Origin of the sequence: uncultured Lacinutrix sp. (genome assembly GCF_947500605.1) — a bacterium.
GTDB lineage: Bacteria > Bacteroidota > Bacteroidia > Flavobacteriales > Flavobacteriaceae > Lacinutrix.
In genome coordinates, this window is sequence record NZ_CANMSJ010000003.1 from 92,718 (window position 1) to 109,208 (window position 16,491).

Below are 16,491 nucleotides of genomic sequence, written 5' to 3' on the forward strand. Positions count from 1 at the left end.
GCGCTTACATAGTTATGTAAACGCTTTTTTGAAAATTAAGTATTCTATTATAATCTATACCAGATTGTTTTTTACTAAGTATTCTGCTATTTGTACAGTGTTTGTTGCAGCACCTTTTCTAAGGTTGTCACTTACAACCCAAAGGTTTAAAGTATTAGGCTGAGAGCCATCTCTACGAATACGGCCTACAAAAACATCGTCTTTTCCATTTGCGTATAGTGGCATTGGATAAGTGTTTGTGTCTAAGTTATCCTGTATCGTAACACCATCAGTTTCACTAAGTAATTGTCTTACTTCAGAAACGTCGAAATCGTTTTCAAATTCTACGTTTATAGCTTCACTATGTCCGCCAGCAGTAGGTATTCTAACGGCAGTTGCAGTAACAGCGATTGTTTTATCGTTAAGAATTTTTTGAGTTTCACGAACCAATTTCATTTCTTCTTTGGTATAGCCGTTTTCCTCAAAAACATCACAATGCGGAATAGCATTTTTGTGAATAGGATAGTTATAAGCCATTTCTCCTTTTACACCAGCCATTTCATTTTCTAATTGTTGTACCGCTTTTACTCCAGTTCCTGAGATAGATTGGTAAGTTGAAACAACAATACGTTTTATTTTATATTTTTTATGAAGAGGAGCTAAAGCCATCACCATTTGAATAGTAGAACAGTTTGGGTTTGCAATAATTTTATCTTCTTTAGTAAGTTCCCCAGCATTAATTTCTGGAACAATTAATTTTTTAGATTGGTCCATTCTCCAAGCCGAAGAGTTATCAATCACCGTAGTGCCAACTTCTGCAAATTTAGGAGCCCATTCTAAAGATGTGTTTCCTCCTGCTGAAAATAAGGCAACATCTGGTTTCATTGTAACAGCATCTGCTAAACTTACAATGGTAAACTCTTCATTTTTAAAGGTTATTTTTTTACCTACAGAACGTTCTGAAGCAACAGGAATAAATTCTGTGATTTCAAAATTACGTTCTTCTAATACTTTACGCATGACTTCTCCAACCATACCTGTAACACCAATAACTGCTAATTTCATAACTAATAAATTTTTTCAAAAAAATATAGTTAACAAAGCTATAGTATTTTATATAGTTTGTGTTTAAATGCGTATTAATTTTTTCGTAAAAATTTGGCATAAAAAAAACCGATTTTGCATTACAAAATCGGTTTTTCAGATAATATTTATAAAAAGTATAGATTACTTTTTTAAAGCATCTCTAATTTCCATTAATAATTGATTATCAGATGGTCCAGATGGAGCAGCTGCTTCAACAGGTTTTTTAGTTTTGTTGTATGCTTTAACGATTAAGAACATTACGAAACCAACAACAAGTAAACTAATGATAGTGTCAATCCATGCACCATATTCTACTGCAGCAACACCTGCTTCTTTAGCAGCGGCAACAGTTGCGAATACTTCGTCTCCTGGAGTCCAAAATTGATCAGAGAAACTAGCTCCTCCAGTTACTAAACCAATAAGTGGCATAGCTATTTTAGATACAAATCCGTTAATAACTGCGCCTAATGCACCAGCCATAATTACAGCAACAGCGAAATCAATCACGTTTCCTGTCATAATAAAGTCCTTAAATTCTTTAAGCATAATTTTGTTTTATTTAATTAGTTGATATTAACTTTTGTTAAATTTAGTTAAAATTTTAACAAAAAGCTATAATTAATATAGCTTTAAAAAGACTGTTATCGATGAAACACTCGTTTTACTCGCTGAGATACTGAAGTTAGTAACTCGTAAGAGATTGAGTTTATACTAGCAGCTAGGTCTTCAGCAGAGTGTTTTGGACCAAAAACGATTACTTCGTCTCCTTCTTTGCAAGGTATGTTTGTAACATCTACCATAATCATATCCATGCAAACGTTACCAGCAATAGGTGCTTTTTCTCCATTTATAAAAACAAATCCTTTTCCGTTTCCAAAGAGCCTATTAATACCATCTGCATGGCCAATAGGTAAGGTTGCTGTTTTAGTATTTTCTTTAGCTATAAATGCGCGATTGTAGCCCAAACTATCTCCTTTTTTTATAGTATGAATTTGAGAGATACTTGTTTTTAATGTCGCAATTGGTTTAAGACTTTTATTGATTTCTGTATCATTACCAAAACCATACATGCCAATACCACATCTTACCATATCTAAATGTGCTTCGGGATAATTTAATATTCCAGAGGTATTGCATTGATGTAAAATAGGCTGGTAACCTAAACCATCTATCATTTTTTGCGAAATACGGTTAAAATCTTCTATTTGATTTAGGGTAAACTCTTTTTCATTTTCATCTTCACTTGCTGCCAAATGAGAAAAAAGCGATTTAACTTTTATGGCTTTAGTAGTTTCTAGAGTTTTTAAAACAGTTTCTATTTCTGCTTCGGTAAAACCTAATCTATTTAAACCCGTATTAAATTTTATATGAATAGGGTAGTTTGCTTGTTTTTGTTTTTCAGCGACAGCTATAAATTTATTTAAAACACGCTGAGAGTAAATACTTGGTTCTAGGCAACGTTCTATTATTACTTTAAAATTCTCAGGCAAAGGATGTAAGACTAAAATAGGTTTTTCTATTCCAGCATCTCTAAGCGCAATGCCTTCGCTTGTATAAGCAACGGCAAAATAATCTACATCTAAAGTCTCAAGGTGTTTTGCTACTTCTGTAGCATCACTTCCGTAGGCATAAGCTTTTACTACTGCTAAAAATTTGGTGTTACTTTTAAGTTTAGATTTTATAAATGTAACATTATGTTTTAAAGCGCTTAAGTCTATTTCCAGAATGGTTTCCTGAGATTTAGACATCTTTATCTTTAGTTTTTAGCTCTTCGGCACCATTTACGTTCATTGTTTTTAGTTTTTCACGCGTAATAGCTTTGTAGTATGCAGCACGACTTAAAGGTTCGTATTCTTCGGTTTCGCCTAATAATACAAGGTCTTCACTTTTGTTTTTTCTGTAGCTAAATTGTGCTAAATTTCCAGTGCGTGTACATACAGCATGTACTTTGGTAACATATTCTGCAGTTGCCATTAAATTTGGCATTGGACCAAAAGGATTGCCTTTAAAATCCATATCTAATCCTGCTACAATAACACGTATGCCTTTATTGGCTAGGTCGTTACAAACACGTACAATCTCGTCGTCGAAAAACTGTGCTTCGTCAATACCAACCACATCGCAGCCATCTGCTAAAATGGGAATATTAGCAGCAGCAGGAACTGGAGTAGAACGTATTTCATTGGCATCGTGAGAGACTACCATTTCATCATCATATCGCACATCTATTGCAGGCTTAAATATTTCTACTTTTTGCTTTGCAAATTGCGCTCGTTTTAGTCTGCGAATGAGCTCTTCGGTTTTTCCAGAGAACATGGAACCGCAAATAACTTCAATCCAACCAAATTGTTCTTTTTGATTTACTGTATTTTCAAGAAACATTTCGTAATTTTAACACACCAACACGATAAATTTCGCGTTGCTATAAAGGTGGCTCAAATTTATTAAAAATCAAAAGCCTAATTTGTATAAATTTGAATAATTATAAAAATTTTAATCTATGAAGAAGAAGTTAGAATCAGAATTGATGAGCATAGCTCACAAGATTCTTAAACTAAAAGGGAAAGAAGATGTAAATAAAATGCATACTGAAGTTGCTGCTTTGTACGAAAAACTAACGGTTTTAAAATTTGCACAAGATAACTTTGATGACGTTTTACCTACCATTGGTAACGATTCTTCTTTTTTTGGAATGTTAGATACAGCTTTTAATAACACAGTGAGTGATAATATTGAGGTTGGAAGTAAAACATATATTGATTTAGATGAGCGTGATGATGATGAGATAATGGAGCCTGTAATGGAAAAAATTAAGGATATGGTTGCGCAAATGCCTCAAGAAACACAGCAAATTGATGCCGTCTTTGAGGCGATACAGCCTAAACATCATAAAAATGATTTTGAAGATATTACTGCTGATTTTAACGAAATTCCAATTTTTGATAAGGTAAGTGATATTAAAACGACTGAAAAGAAATCGTTGAACGATAAACTGAAATCTGGCGGATTAACCATAGGTTTAAACGATAAGTTGGCTTTTATAAAACACTTATTCGATAGTAAAAATGAAGATTACGATCGTGTAATTTCGCAACTAAATACTATGTCTAGCTTTGTTGAAGCGAGTACTTTTATAGAAAACAATGTAAAGCCAGATTATAAATCTTGGGACACTAAAGAGGAATATGTTGAACGTTTTATGGCTATTATTGAATCTAGATTTAATTAAAGACAACAAATGAGTATAAAAAAAATAATTTATTGGATTGCAACTTTAGGTGTTTGTGGCATATTTTTGTTTTCGGCAGCAATGTATTTTACTAAGTATGATATGGTAAAAAGCTTTTTTGAAGCACTTAATCATCCTACATATATTGTTTATCCTTTGGCTACATTAAAAGTTTTTGGAGTTATTATGATTTTATTACGCAAAAGCAGTTGGCTTACAGAATGGGCTTATGCTGGTTTCTTTTTTAATGCTGTTTTAGCAAGTGCAGCACATTATAATGCAGGCCATGAAATTGGACTTTCTTTTATTGTGATTCCTTTAATATTAATATCTTATTTTTTAGGAAAAAGTGCTAGGTCTAAAAAGGTTAATAATTAAGATATAACCATCCTATAAAAGGTTTCTTTATAGACTCAATTGTTATTACATAATAGTAAGTTCCAACAGGTAAAAGGGTGTTAGATTTTAAAATACCCTTATTAGGAATACCGTTCCAGTTATTTTTATAGTTGTTAGCCTCGAAAACTAATGTTCCATACCTATTATATATTTTTACATTATTAATAGGGTAATCTTCAATGCAATTTATTGTAAACGTATCGTTGTCTCCATCGCTATTTGGAGAAAGACCTTGCGATATTTTTAAGCAATCGTTTATAAAAACTGTTGCCGTATCTTCATTATTGGTTTCATCTCTATCTATTTCGGTTACACTTTCTAAATTTGCTGTATTTAATAAGTTTATAGACGAAATCACTTGAGCTGTAATGTTTAATGTTTCAGTTTGATTGGTGCTTAAATTGGGTAAGTTCCAAAGAAAAGAATTTTCATTATATACGCCATAGGTTGTATTAGCACTAAGGAAAATATAGCCACTAGGAAGGCTTTCATATATATTAACATTAGTTGCATTTGTGGTTCCTATATTTGAAGCCGTAATAGAAAACGTAACGGTTTCTCCAATTATAACTTCAGCTGGAGAAACAGACTTTATTACTTCAATATCAACATTAGTCTCTAAAATGCTCACTTGGGCAGAATCTTCATTATTGGTTAAATCTCTATCTGTTTCTGTAACACTATTTAAACTTGCTGTATTTACTAAGTTGTTTGGTGAGATAACCTGAGCGATAATACTTAATGTTTCGGTTTGGTTAGGAGACATGCTATCTAAACTCCATAAAGATGAGGTGTCGTTAAAAGTACCTAAACTAGGTGATGCTGATACAAACTGATAGCCTGTAGGTAGGTTTTCTAAAATAGAAATATTTGTTGCTTGAGTTGTGCCTAAGTTAGAGATTGTAATAGAAAAAGTAACATTTTCTCCAACAAAGGCTTGAGTTGGAGATACAGATTTTAGAACCTCAATATCTACATTACTATTGTCGGCTATTACTTCTAGACTAGCATTAGCAAGAGAGGTATCTATGTTGTTTTGATCTAAGAAATTAGTGTGGTCATTTAAATAATTGCCAATAATAGTAGAAGTAACAGGTACAGAAAACGAGCAGGTTTCAACACCATTTGGAAATATTAAATTATTAACAATTACACTTGTGTCTCCATTGTTTCCTATGAAATCTGCAGTACAACCATTGTCTTGTGTCCAAGTTATTGGTCCTGAAATTGTTAATCCACTAGGAAGACTATCGGTAAAATCGATATTATTTTGAGCTGGATTTCCTGCTAAATTGGTAACAGTAAATTCTAGAGTACTTTCTTGTCCAACAATAATTTGAGTGGGAGAAAACGATTTTACAACTGTTGGAGCAATTACTTGAACGTTACTAATAGAGATATTTGTTTCAATAGTTAGCTCTTGGTTGTCACTTTCGTTTGGTATAGCTTGTGCATTATTTGTAAAAGCACCACCGTAACTTGGAGCAGTAACAGGAATTGTAATTTGTATTGTTGAAGCCGCATCCATATTTGGTATTACTCCTGTTATAGTATTACCTGTAGTAGTAAAAGTTGTGCAACTAGCATTTCCATTTGTAACTGTACATGTAGGAGTGCCGTTTAAGGTAAATTGATTTCCAATAATATCCTGAAAATCTATATTAATAGCATTAGAACTTGTATTACTGTTGGTAATGTCGATAATCCAATTAAAGTTTTGATTGACAACAACCTGAGTGAATTCTGGATAGGTTTGTACCACTAAATCTACACAAGGTGCAAAATAAGTAACAACATCTGCTTGGTTGTTACCTGGTGTATTATCTGCTAAATCATCAACACTAGTTATTCTTACACCATTTGTTGCTTGTATTGCAGAACTAGAGCATTCTGGACTCCAATCGACTACTACTTGAAAAGTAACAGAACTTTGTGCTGGTAAAGAGTAATTGTCTTCAGGAAGAATACTCCAAAAAACATCTTCCATTCCAGCATTTGGAACACCATCTAAAAGGACTCCAATATTGGCATTATTAATAGTTGGACATACTGCTGTTCCTGTTGTAGAAGAGCAATTTACAGAAACTAAAGAAGCAGTTGTTAATGTGTTTGCGCCATTTGGCATGTAGTCTTCAATTTCCACTAAGGCATCCACGGTTGCACTTGGGTTTGTTACTGTAATTTCGTAGGTTACATTTCCCCAACCAATGGTATTTACTGCATCACTACCAAGTGGTAGAATTGGGCTTATTTGTGTTTTAGTAATCTGTAAATCTACTATTTCTTCAGGATCACAAATAGCTAAAGGAGGTAGTATTACAAAATCACTTTCAGCATTATTTAAAATGTTACTCTCTAAAATAACAGTTTCTAAAAGGTTTATCCCACTTCGTACATGTCCATCCGAATTAATTGGTGTTCCGGTAGAGCAATCATCAGGATCTATAAATTTTACAATAGTAGTTATGGTTATGGTAACATTTGCAGGAATTGTAAATTCGTTGCTAGACCAAAAAAGACCTTGGTCCGTTAATGTAAAATCACTACAAGTAATACTTCCTGTAGTTGCATCACATGTTATAGAAACAATATCCCAATCTATATTTACAGATAGATTTTGAATAAAAAAGCGACCATAGCCATCTAAAGGCCCATTGTTACAAACAGTGGTTTCAAAAGTTATTTCTTCATCCCAATTTACCATTTGTGTAGGTAGAGGAGTAATTTGTGTGGTCTCGATGCATAGATCTGTTGTAGCGCAATCTGGAGCGTCTATTAATTGTGTAAAAACTAAATTAGAGTCGTTAGACGATTCGTTAGCGTGATCTATTTCAATTTTAATAAAACTATCCACAGCTAGTGGAGCTATATCAATACTACAACCAGGTTCTAAATATTTATATACAATTTCAAAACTTAAAGCACTATTTGCATTAAATTGAATGGGAGTATTAAAATTAAAAAGAGGTGTGTTTTGCGGGCTTGCTGTTAATACGGGAGTTGTATTTTGTGGTACTCCAGAAACATCTGGGCATAGTGTTCCATTTGTTCCGTTTAGGCATGTAATAGATTCGAACTGTACATTTGGTACTCCAAAATTAATAGCATTTGCTATTTGCATTCTGCCAGAAAAACCATTTAAAGGAAAACCAATAGCGCTATTATTTGTAATAGTAAACTGGTAAGTAACAGTATCGTCCCAATTGTTTATTCCTGTACCTTGAGCAGGTGAAACTTGAGAATATACTACAGAAAAATCTATAGGTAAATCGTTCACATCTATAGAAATTATAGATTGATTGTTATCAGTATTACTATCTGTAGTTCCATTAGGAGGGAAAACAGTTACATTAGTTGCTATACCTCCTGGATTAATGGGAGCTCTAACGGTAACTAGTACTTCCACACTAGAATTACTAGGCATGTTAGCAATGGTGCCAGTAAGTAAATTTCCAGAAAAAGTAATATTTGAAACATCACTAGCTCCTCCGTTTGAGTTTTGACCCATAGCAGTAAAATAACTAACATCAGTACTTAGTGTTTGGGAAAACGTAGCGTTATTAACAGCTGTTCCAGAGTTTAATATGGTAATTAAATATTGGAAATCTTGATAAATATTTATTTGTGAAACAGGTGCTCCCGAAGTATTTTGTGCTTCTACAACAATTGATAAATCTGTTGTTTGTGCTTTTACATTTAAAAATGAAAAACAGAAGAATAATAGGCAAATAGCGATTTTTTGCATTGGTTGGTTTAATTAGTAGATAACCAAAATATAAAAAGGTTGCGTTAATAACTATTAAAAAGATTGTAAATTTGAAAATATAAGCAATACTTAATGGGTAAATTATACATAGTGCCAACACCAATAGGGAATCTTGAAGATATGACCTTTAGAGCTGTTTCAGTTTTAAAGTCTGCCGATTCTATTTTAGCCGAAGACACCAGAACTTCTGGGAAACTTTTAAAGCATTTTGAAATAAAAACACCAATGCAAAGCCACCACATGCATAACGAGCATAAAACGGTAGAGCGTTTGGTAGAGCGTTTAAAGAGTGGAGAAACTATTGCGCTTATTAGTGATGCAGGAACTCCAGCAATAAGCGATCCTGGTTTTTTACTTACACGCGCTTGTGTTGAAAATAATATTGAAGTAGATTGTTTACCGGGAGCCACAGCTTTTGTTCCTGCCTTAGTAAATTCTGGTTTGCCAAACGATAAATTTGTATTCGAAGGTTTTTTACCTGTTAAAAAAGGAAGGCAAACACGATTAAAATTACTTGCTGAAGAAACTAGAACTGTCATTTTTTACGAGAGTCCACATAAACTTATTAAAACACTTGGTCATTTCTGCGAATATTTTGGAGAAGACAGGCAAGTTTCAGTTTCAAGAGAACTTACTAAAATGTTTGAAGAAACCGTTAGAGGTACTGCTAAAGAAGTTTTAGCGCATTATACAAATAAACCACCAAAAGGAGAGATTGTTGTTGTTGTTGGAGGAAAAAAATAATTAACCAAATCAAACAATATGTCTTAATGCAAAATTTACTGGAGAGTATTAGTCAGTGCGCCATTTGTAAGGAGCATTTACCTCTTGGTCCCAGACCAGTGGTTACTGCACATCCAGAATCTAAAATTGTTATTATTGGCCAAGCTCCAGGAACTAAGGTTCATGAATCTGGAATACCATGGGACGACCAAAGTGGTAAAAAACTAAGACAATGGCTTAATGTTAGTGATGAGGATTTTTACAATACTAAAAACTTCGCCATAATACCAATGGGATTTTGTTATCCAGGAAAAGGAAAAACAGGAGATTTACCGCCAAGAAAAGAGTGTGCTCCAGAGTGGCATGAAACTTTAATAGAAAAAATGCCTAAAGTGGAATTGGTATTATTAATAGGTGCTTATGCTCAAAAATATTATTTAAAAGAACTCTTTAAAAAAAATCTTACCGAAACCGTTGGGGAATATAAAACGTATTTGCCAAAATATTTCCCAATACCACATCCTTCGCCAACAAACAGATTTTGGAGAGCTAAAAACCCATGGTTTGAGGAGTTAATTGTGCCGGAGTTGCAGAAAGTAGTTACAAGTATTTTATAAAATATTTACAAGCCATTCTTTATAGAATGGTTTTTTTATTTCATAAATTTAAGCCACAATAAAAAAGACAACAATGATTAACAAAAAAGTGAACTCGGTTAGTGAAGCTACAAAAGGCATAAGTGATAACATGACGTTTATGTTAGGTGGTTTTGGGCTTTCTGGAATCCCTGAAAATGCAATAGCAGCATTAGTTAAGAGCGGTGTAAAAGGATTAACATGTATTTCTAATAATGCAGGTGTAGACGATTTTGGTTTAGGCTTATTGTTGCATCAAAAACAGATTAAAAAAATGGTATCGTCTTACGTGGGAGAGAACGATGAATTCGAGAGACAAATGCTTTCAGGAGAGCTAGATGTAGAATTAATACCACAAGGAACTTTAGCTGAGCGTTGTAGAGCAGCACAAGCTGGTTTTCCTGCGATTTTTACGCCAGCAGGCTATGGAACCGAAGTTGCAGAAGGTAAAGAAACAAGAGAGTTCGACGGTAAAATGTATGTTTTAGAGCATGCCTTTAAAGCTGATTTTGCTTTTGTAAAAGCTTGGAAAGGTGATGCAGCAGGAAACTTAGTGTTTAAAGGAACTGCAAGAAACTTTAATCCATGTATGGCTGGAGCAGCAAAAATTACTGTTGCTGAGGTTGAAGAATTAGTACCTGTAGGCGAATTAGATCCTAATCAAATTCATATACCGGGTATTTTTGTACAACGTATTTTTCAAGGTGAAAAATATGAAAAACGTATCGAGCAGAGAACTGTTAGAACAAGAGAGTAATTGTCATTCCTGTGTAAGCGGGAATCCACAAATTAAGAAAAATTTTAAATAGATTCCTGCTTTGGTAGGAATGACAAAACGAAAAAGATGTTAGATAAAACAGGAATAGCAAAACGCATTGCAAAAGAGGTACAAGATGGTTACTATGTAAACTTAGGAATAGGTATACCAACATTAGTAGCTAACTATGTGCGCGATGATATTGAAGTGGAATTTCAAAGTGAGAACGGTGTTCTTGGTATGGGTCCGTTTCCTTTTGATGGTGAAGAAGATGCAGATATAATTAATGCAGGAAAGCAAACCATTACAACACTTCCGGGTGCAAGTTTTTTCGATAGTGCAATGAGTTTTGCAATGATTCGTGGACAACACGTAGATTTAACTATTTTAGGAGCTATGGAAGTAGCTGAAAACGGAGACATAGCCAACTGGAAAATTCCAGGAAAAATGGTGAAAGGAATGGGTGGTGCTATGGATTTAGTTGCAAGTGCAGAAAACATTATTGTTGCAATGATGCATACTAATAAAAGAGGAGAGTCTAAAATACTTAAAAGATGCTCTTTACCATTAACAGGTGTTGGTTGTGTTAAGAAAGTAGTAACAAATTTGGCCGTTTTAGAGGTTACAGATAAAGGTTTTAAGCTTTTAGAACGTGCGCCAGGAGTTTCGGTTGAAGAAATTAAGAAGGCGACAGAAGGAACTTTAATTATAGAGGGAGATATTCCTGAAATGAGTTTATAGATAAAGGTTTTTTTGAAGGATTTATGTTATAAGAGCAAGTTGTAGGTTAGTTTTATTTTTTTATATAAAAGCTTATCAAAAGGAAGAAAAACACGTTAAATGTTAAAATTAAGTGTATTTTGTCGAATATTATTGCTTTTTAGCTGATTATCTTAAAATCTCTCTTATATTAGCAGTCCCAAACCTATCAAATTTTATAACCTCAAATGTACCATTAGCTTAAATGCTTTTGTTATGTAATACTAGATTTACTTTGAAATTATTGTAAAGTCAAAATGATGATTTCAAAGTAGAAATAGTATAAACCCAAATCTATCATAAACAACCTACCTATGAATTCAGATTTATTTTTATTAAAGCAATACCAAAAAATAAAAAATACATTTAAATTTCTTAGAAGTATGATGTATTTAACAAAAAAGGTCTTTATGCTATAAGCCTTTTGGTATAGCGTCTATTAATTTTTTAGTATACTCTCTTTTAGGTGTATTGTAGATAACATCAGCATCATCCAATTCTTCTATTTTTCCTTTATTCATAACCAATAATTGATCACTCATGTATTTTACTACTGCAAGATCATGTGAAATAAAGATGTAAGTAAACCCAAAATTTTCTTTCAATTCATTTAATAAATTTAATACCTGTGCTTGTACAGAGATATCAAGTGCGGAAACAGATTCGTCACAAACAATTAATTTAGGTTGTAAAGCAACAGTTCTAGCAATACCTATGCGTTGGCGTTGTCCTCCAGAAAATTCATGAGGATATCTGTTAAAATGTAAAGCATCTAAACCAACACGTTCTAGAATTTCTATTGCCTTTTCTTGTCTTTCTGCTGCATTAGAAAATAGATTATGCACTTTCATAGGTTCCATTATTGCTTGTCCAACAGTTAATCTTGGATTTAATGACGAATAAGGATCTTGAAATATTATCTGAATGTTTTTTCTAAGTGCTTTTACTTCATTAGAATTTAATTTTGTAATGTCGTTGCCTTTAAATAAAATAGTTCCAGCTGTTGGTCTATCTAAAAGCAAAATGGCGTTACCAAGTGTAGATTTCCCACAACCAGATTCTCCTACCAAGCCTAAAGTTTCACCTTCATAAAGTTTAAAACTTACATTATTTACAGCTTTAAAGTTTTCGGCTTTAGAAAACAAACCAGATTTAGAGATGTATTCTTTTTCAAGATTAATAACTTCTAATAAAGGTGCTTGGTTGTATATTTTCTCGTGCTGAATTGTTCTCATTTCTGATGTAATAACAGAATTATCTACAGCATCATTCATTACATCACTAATAGTTGGTAATCGTTTTAATCTTTTAGTTAACGATGGTCTTGCGTTTATTAGTGCTTTTGTATAATTATGTTGTGGCGTTTTAAAAATAGCCTCAACTGTGTTTTGCTCTACAATATTGCCTTTGTACATAACGAGCACGCGGTTTGCAATTTGTGAGATTAAAGACAAATCATGAGTAATAAAAATAATACTCATTTTCGTTTCTGCTTGTAATTCCTTTAATAAGTCTACAATATCATTTTGCACTGTAACATCTAAAGCAGTCGTTGGTTCGTCTGCAATTAAAATATTTGGTTTGCATGCAATTGCCATTGCAATCATGACACGTTGTTTTTGTCCACCAGAAATTTCATGAGGATAAGAAGCGTACACGCGTTCCGGTTCTGGTAGCTTTACCTTTTCAAAAAGCAAGAGCGTTTCTGCTTTTACTTCCTTTTTAGATAATTTAGTATGTTGAGACAATATTTCTTCTACCTGTTTGCCGCATGTTGTAGAAGGATTTAAAGAACTCATAGGTTCTTGAAAAATCATTGCTATTTTTTGTCCTCTTATTTTCTGAAAAGCTTTAGGTGTAATTTGAGTTAAATCATTGTCTTCAAAAATAATGCTACCAGAAGTTATTTTTGAAATCTTCTTAGGTAGCAATCCTAAAATGGCTAAAGATGAAACCGATTTACCCGAACCAGATTCTCCTACAATACCAAGTATTTCATTTGTGTTTAAATGATAAGATATATTATGTATGATTTCATTTTCTTCTCCGTTAGAAAAAAAAGAAATAGCTAAATTCTTTATGGATAGTAAATTGCTCATTTGGAGTAAATGTAGGAATTATAGACTAATATATTACGGTAAAAACAGTAACCAAAGCCGAACGTTAAAATTTTAACAGTTTTTAATCGAAAAAAACAAAAAAGGGATTATTTATTCTTTTTTATTTTAATACTTTGATTATCGAAATAATAAAATATTAACTAATTTATTAAATAATTAATATGAAAAAGACAATTACATTATCAATTTTATGCTTTCTATTTGCGTTTAGTATGCAAGCGCAAAATTACGAAAGATGTGCAGCTATGGAAAATCTAGAGTACAGAAAAACTTTAGATCCAACCCTAGAAAGTAGAATGGCAAAAATAGAAGCTTTTACGCAACAGAAAGTGTTAGCACAAGGCAACTCACAAAATAAAGTAGTAGGCAGTATTATAACAATTCCGGTTGTAGTTCATGTATTATATAGGAATGCGACTGAGAATATTAGTTTAGCACAAATACAGTCTCAATTAGATGTTTTAAACGAAGATTTTAGACGTACTAATCCCGATGCAGACAATTCTTGGTCTCAAGCTGCAGATACTCAAATAGAATTTTGCTTATCTACTGTAGATGCTAATGGAAATGCGACAACAGGTATTACTAGAAAGCAAACAACGCGTCAAGATTGGAATGCAAATGATGACGCTAAACGCTCATCTTCTGGAGGAATAGATCCTTGGAATACTAGCGAGTATCTTAACATGTGGGTTGTACCAAAAATGACTACCGTTTCTCAAGGACAAACTATTAACCTTTTGGGTTATGCACAGTTTCCTGGAGGAGCAGCTGCTACAGATGGTATAATTATGATTTATAATGCATTTGGTAGAACAGGAGCAGTTACTGCACCTTTTGATGGTGGTAGAACAACTACTCACGAAATTGGACATTATTTTAACCTACGTCATATTTGGGGAGATAGTAATTGTGGAAACGATTTTGTAAGTGATACACCAACACACCAAACATCTAATAGTGGTTGTCCTATAGGTCAAACATCTTGTTCGTCTACAGATATGCCACAAAATTATATGGATTACACAAACGATTCGTGTATGAACCTATTTACGCAAGGACAAAAAACAAGAATGCGTGCAGTATTAGAAGCAGGAGGAGCAAGACGTACTTTAGCATTATCAGATAAGTGTGGAGCGGTCGCACAACCAACTTGTACAGATGGTATTCAAAATGGAACAGAAACAGGAGTAGATTGTGGAGGTTCTTGTACACCATGTACTACAGGTCCTCAATATTGTGCATCGCAAGGAAATAGTGTTAACGATGAGTATATTTCTAGAGTACAAATTGGAAGTATAGACAATGCTTCTGGAGCACAATCATATTCAGATTTTACAAGTGTTTCAACTAACTTAACTAAAGGAGCTTCAAGTACAATTACAATCACTCCAACTTGGACTGGTACTACATATGCCGAAGGTTACTCAGTTTGGATAGATTATAATAAAGATGGAGATTTTACAGATTCAGGAGAACAAGTATTTTCTAAAGCAGCATCTCAAACAACACCAACAACAGGAAACTTTACGGTACCAGCAGGAACTTCTTCTGGAGAAACTAGAATGAGAGTTTCTATGAAATACAATGGTATACCAACAGCATGCGAAACTTTCGAGTATGGAGAAGTAGAAGATTATACAGTTAATATAGTAGCAGGAGTAGCAGATACTGTTAAACCAGTTATTACTAGAACTGGAAGTGCTACTATTAATCTTACAGTTGGAGATACTTATAGTGAATTAGGGGCAACTGCTACAGATAATGTAGATGGTAATATTACAGCAAGTATTGTAATTACAGGAGTTGTAAACACTAATTCTGCAGGAACTTATACAAGAAACTATAACGTAAGTGATGCGGCAGGTAATGCTGCAAACCAAGTGTCTAGAACTATTGTAGTAAGTCCTGCAAGCACATCTGGTTGTTCTGGAGCAATATCATCTTTTCCTTATAGCGAAGGTTTCGAATCTGGTTTTGGAGCATGGATTCAAGGTAGTGGAGACGATTTTGATTGGACAAGAAATTCAGGAACAACACCATCAAGCAACACAGGACCGTCAAGTGCAGCAGCAGGATCACAATATGTTTATATGGAGTCTTCTGCACCAAACAATTCTACTAAACGTGCTATCTTAGTATCTCCTTGTTTTAATTTAACAGGACAAAATCAAGCAACATTTAGTTTTAAATATCATATGTATGGAGCAACAGCAATGGGTAGCTTAAATTTAGCGGTAAGCACAAATAATGGATCGTCTTGGTCAACTGTTTGGACTAGATCTGGAAACCAAGGTAACTCTTGGCAAGATGCTAGTGTAGATTTATCGTCTTACGCAGGAAGTAATGTGCAATTAAGATTCGATGGTACAACAGGTACAACATGGCAAGGTGATATGGCGGTAGATGCTATTAGTCTTACTAATGGCTCTGCAGATAAGTGCGCAGGAGTTTCAGAATATAACAGTAGTCAATCGTATTCAGTTGGAGACAGAGTAACTTATAATGGTTCTTTATACGAAAGAGGAGCATCTAGTTGGGCTAACTTAGGAGCATGTGGAACTGCAAGAGTTTTAACCCAAGGTACAGTAGAGTATTTAGGTGTAGAAATCTCTGTATATCCAAACCCAGTAAAAGGAAATATGTTATACGTAAAATCTAACATAGAAAACTTGCCATTTACGGTTGTAAATATGTTAGGGCAAGAAGTAGCAAAAGGAACGGCAACACATGGTGTAAACGTTGCTAACTTGGAGTCTGGAATGTACATGATTCAGTTTAATGTAAACAACACATTAGAAACAAGAAAATTTATTAAGCAGTAGTTTTAGCGCTTAAATAGAATTTAACTTTAAAAGCCCAGATGTAAGTTTGGGCTTTTTTTATGCGTAATTTTTTAGTGCAAATTTTGCCAGAAAAAGGCAAAAAACAGGCTGTCACTACTCAATCTTTTTGTGCCAAAAAGGATTTCAAACAAACCGTTCCATCCTTTTCGCGAGAGATTAGTACTTAAAATAAAAGTATGTGTTTTTAATATA

Annotated in this window: 13 protein-coding genes; 7 read left to right on the forward strand and 6 right to left on the reverse strand. The window is 33.5% G+C overall.

Features of this window, described 5'->3' with window-relative positions; genetic code table 11:
* Positions 1 to 54: 54 nt before the first annotated feature.
* From Q0935_RS05600 to Q0935_RS05615, 4 genes are all read right to left on the reverse strand, one after another.
* A complete protein-coding gene (locus Q0935_RS05600; RefSeq protein WP_299383185.1) occupies positions 55 to 1,044 on the reverse strand; it encodes an aspartate-semialdehyde dehydrogenase in 990 nt (329 codons plus the stop codon).
* A gap of 162 nt (positions 1,045 to 1,206) precedes the next feature.
* Entirely contained in the window at positions 1,207 to 1,611 is a 405-nt protein-coding gene (mscL, locus tag Q0935_RS05605; protein WP_299250401.1) for a large conductance mechanosensitive channel protein MscL, read from the reverse strand.
* Positions 1,612 to 1,706: 95 nt separating this feature from the next.
* A complete protein-coding gene (alr, locus tag Q0935_RS05610; protein ID WP_299383186.1) occupies positions 1,707 to 2,813 on the reverse strand; it encodes an alanine racemase in 1,107 nt (368 codons plus the stop codon).
* Complete coding sequence (locus tag Q0935_RS05615; protein WP_299250397.1) at positions 2,806 to 3,447, reverse strand: thymidine kinase; 642 nt, start codon at positions 3,445 to 3,447, stop codon at positions 2,806 to 2,808. The genes alr and Q0935_RS05615 overlap by 8 nt, the downstream gene beginning before the upstream one ends.
* A gap of 118 nt (positions 3,448 to 3,565) precedes the next feature.
* Here Q0935_RS05615 and Q0935_RS05620 point away from each other — a divergent pair, with 118 nt between their 5' ends.
* Both Q0935_RS05620 and Q0935_RS05625 read left to right on the forward strand, forming a co-directional pair.
* A complete protein-coding gene (locus Q0935_RS05620; protein ID WP_299383187.1) occupies positions 3,566 to 4,294 on the forward strand; it encodes a hypothetical protein in 729 nt (242 codons plus the stop codon).
* Positions 4,295 to 4,303: 9 nt separating this feature from the next.
* Entirely contained in the window at positions 4,304 to 4,672 is a 369-nt protein-coding gene (locus Q0935_RS05625) for a DoxX family protein (protein ID WP_299383188.1), read from the forward strand.
* Here Q0935_RS05625 and Q0935_RS05630 read toward each other — a convergent pair.
* Positions 4,662 to 8,438: a gliding motility-associated C-terminal domain-containing protein gene (locus Q0935_RS05630; RefSeq protein WP_299383189.1), complete on the reverse strand. Its 3,777-nt coding sequence runs from the start codon at positions 8,436 to 8,438 to the stop codon at positions 4,662 to 4,664. The two genes, Q0935_RS05625 and Q0935_RS05630, sit on opposite strands and share 11 nt — an antisense overlap.
* A 93-nt stretch (positions 8,439 to 8,531) precedes the next feature.
* Here Q0935_RS05630 and rsmI point away from each other — a divergent pair, with 93 nt between their 5' ends.
* The 4 genes from rsmI (at position 8,532) to Q0935_RS05650 (ending at position 11,315) form a co-directional block, all read left to right on the forward strand.
* Positions 8,532 to 9,203, forward strand: a complete 672-nt coding sequence (rsmI, locus tag Q0935_RS05635; RefSeq protein WP_299383190.1) for a 16S rRNA (cytidine(1402)-2'-O)-methyltransferase — start codon at positions 8,532 to 8,534, stop codon at positions 9,201 to 9,203.
* Positions 9,204 to 9,229: 26 nt separating this feature from the next.
* A complete protein-coding gene (locus tag Q0935_RS05640; RefSeq protein ID WP_299383191.1) occupies positions 9,230 to 9,799 on the forward strand; it encodes a uracil-DNA glycosylase family protein in 570 nt (189 codons plus the stop codon).
* Positions 9,800 to 9,872: 73 nt separating this feature from the next.
* On the forward strand, positions 9,873 to 10,574 hold the full coding sequence (locus Q0935_RS05645; RefSeq protein WP_299383193.1) for a CoA transferase subunit A: 702 nt from the start codon (positions 9,873 to 9,875) through the stop codon (positions 10,572 to 10,574).
* Positions 10,575 to 10,661: 87 nt separating this feature from the next.
* A complete protein-coding gene (locus Q0935_RS05650) occupies positions 10,662 to 11,315 on the forward strand; it encodes a CoA transferase subunit B (protein ID WP_055436440.1) in 654 nt (217 codons plus the stop codon).
* Positions 11,316 to 11,746: 431 nt separating this feature from the next.
* Here Q0935_RS05650 and Q0935_RS05655 read toward each other — a convergent pair whose 3' ends face one another.
* Entirely contained in the window at positions 11,747 to 13,432 is a 1,686-nt protein-coding gene (locus tag Q0935_RS05655; protein WP_299383196.1) for an ABC transporter ATP-binding protein, read from the reverse strand.
* Positions 13,433 to 13,614: 182 nt separating this feature from the next.
* Here Q0935_RS05655 and Q0935_RS05660 point away from each other — a divergent pair, with 182 nt between their 5' ends.
* Entirely contained in the window at positions 13,615 to 16,278 is a 2,664-nt protein-coding gene (locus Q0935_RS05660; RefSeq protein WP_299383199.1) for a GEVED domain-containing protein, read from the forward strand.
* Positions 16,279 to 16,491 lie beyond the last annotated feature (213 nt).

What these genes read in the sequence shown, in the direction of transcription:
- Q0935_RS05600 (WP_299383185.1), bottom strand. Translation starts at nt 1,044, where the DNA reads ATGAAATTAGCAGTTATTGGTGTTACAGGTATGGTTGGAGAAGTCATG.
- mscL (WP_299250401.1), bottom strand. Translation starts at nt 1,611, where the DNA reads ATGCTTAAAGAATTTAAGGACTTTATTATGACAGGAAACGTGATTGAT.
- alr (WP_299383186.1), bottom strand. Translation starts at nt 2,813, where the DNA reads ATGTCTAAATCTCAGGAAACCATTCTGGAAATAGACTTAAGCGCTTTA.
- Q0935_RS05615 (WP_299250397.1), bottom strand. Translation starts at nt 3,447, where the DNA reads ATGTTTCTTGAAAATACAGTAAATCAAAAAGAACAATTTGGTTGGATT.
- Q0935_RS05620 (WP_299383187.1), top strand. Translation starts at nt 3,566, where the DNA reads ATGAAGAAGAAGTTAGAATCAGAATTGATGAGCATAGCTCACAAGATT.
- Q0935_RS05625 (WP_299383188.1), top strand. Translation starts at nt 4,304, where the DNA reads ATGAGTATAAAAAAAATAATTTATTGGATTGCAACTTTAGGTGTTTGT.
- Q0935_RS05630 (WP_299383189.1), bottom strand. Translation starts at nt 8,438, where the DNA reads ATGCAAAAAATCGCTATTTGCCTATTATTCTTCTGTTTTTCATTTTTA.
- rsmI (WP_299383190.1), top strand. Translation starts at nt 8,532, where the DNA reads ATGGGTAAATTATACATAGTGCCAACACCAATAGGGAATCTTGAAGAT.
- Q0935_RS05640 (WP_299383191.1), top strand. Translation starts at nt 9,230, where the DNA reads ATGCAAAATTTACTGGAGAGTATTAGTCAGTGCGCCATTTGTAAGGAG.
- Q0935_RS05645 (WP_299383193.1), top strand. Translation starts at nt 9,873, where the DNA reads ATGATTAACAAAAAAGTGAACTCGGTTAGTGAAGCTACAAAAGGCATA.
- Q0935_RS05650 (WP_055436440.1), top strand. Translation starts at nt 10,662, where the DNA reads ATGTTAGATAAAACAGGAATAGCAAAACGCATTGCAAAAGAGGTACAA.
- Q0935_RS05655 (WP_299383196.1), bottom strand. Translation starts at nt 13,432, where the DNA reads ATGAGCAATTTACTATCCATAAAGAATTTAGCTATTTCTTTTTTTTCT.
- Q0935_RS05660 (WP_299383199.1), top strand. Translation starts at nt 13,615, where the DNA reads ATGAAAAAGACAATTACATTATCAATTTTATGCTTTCTATTTGCGTTT.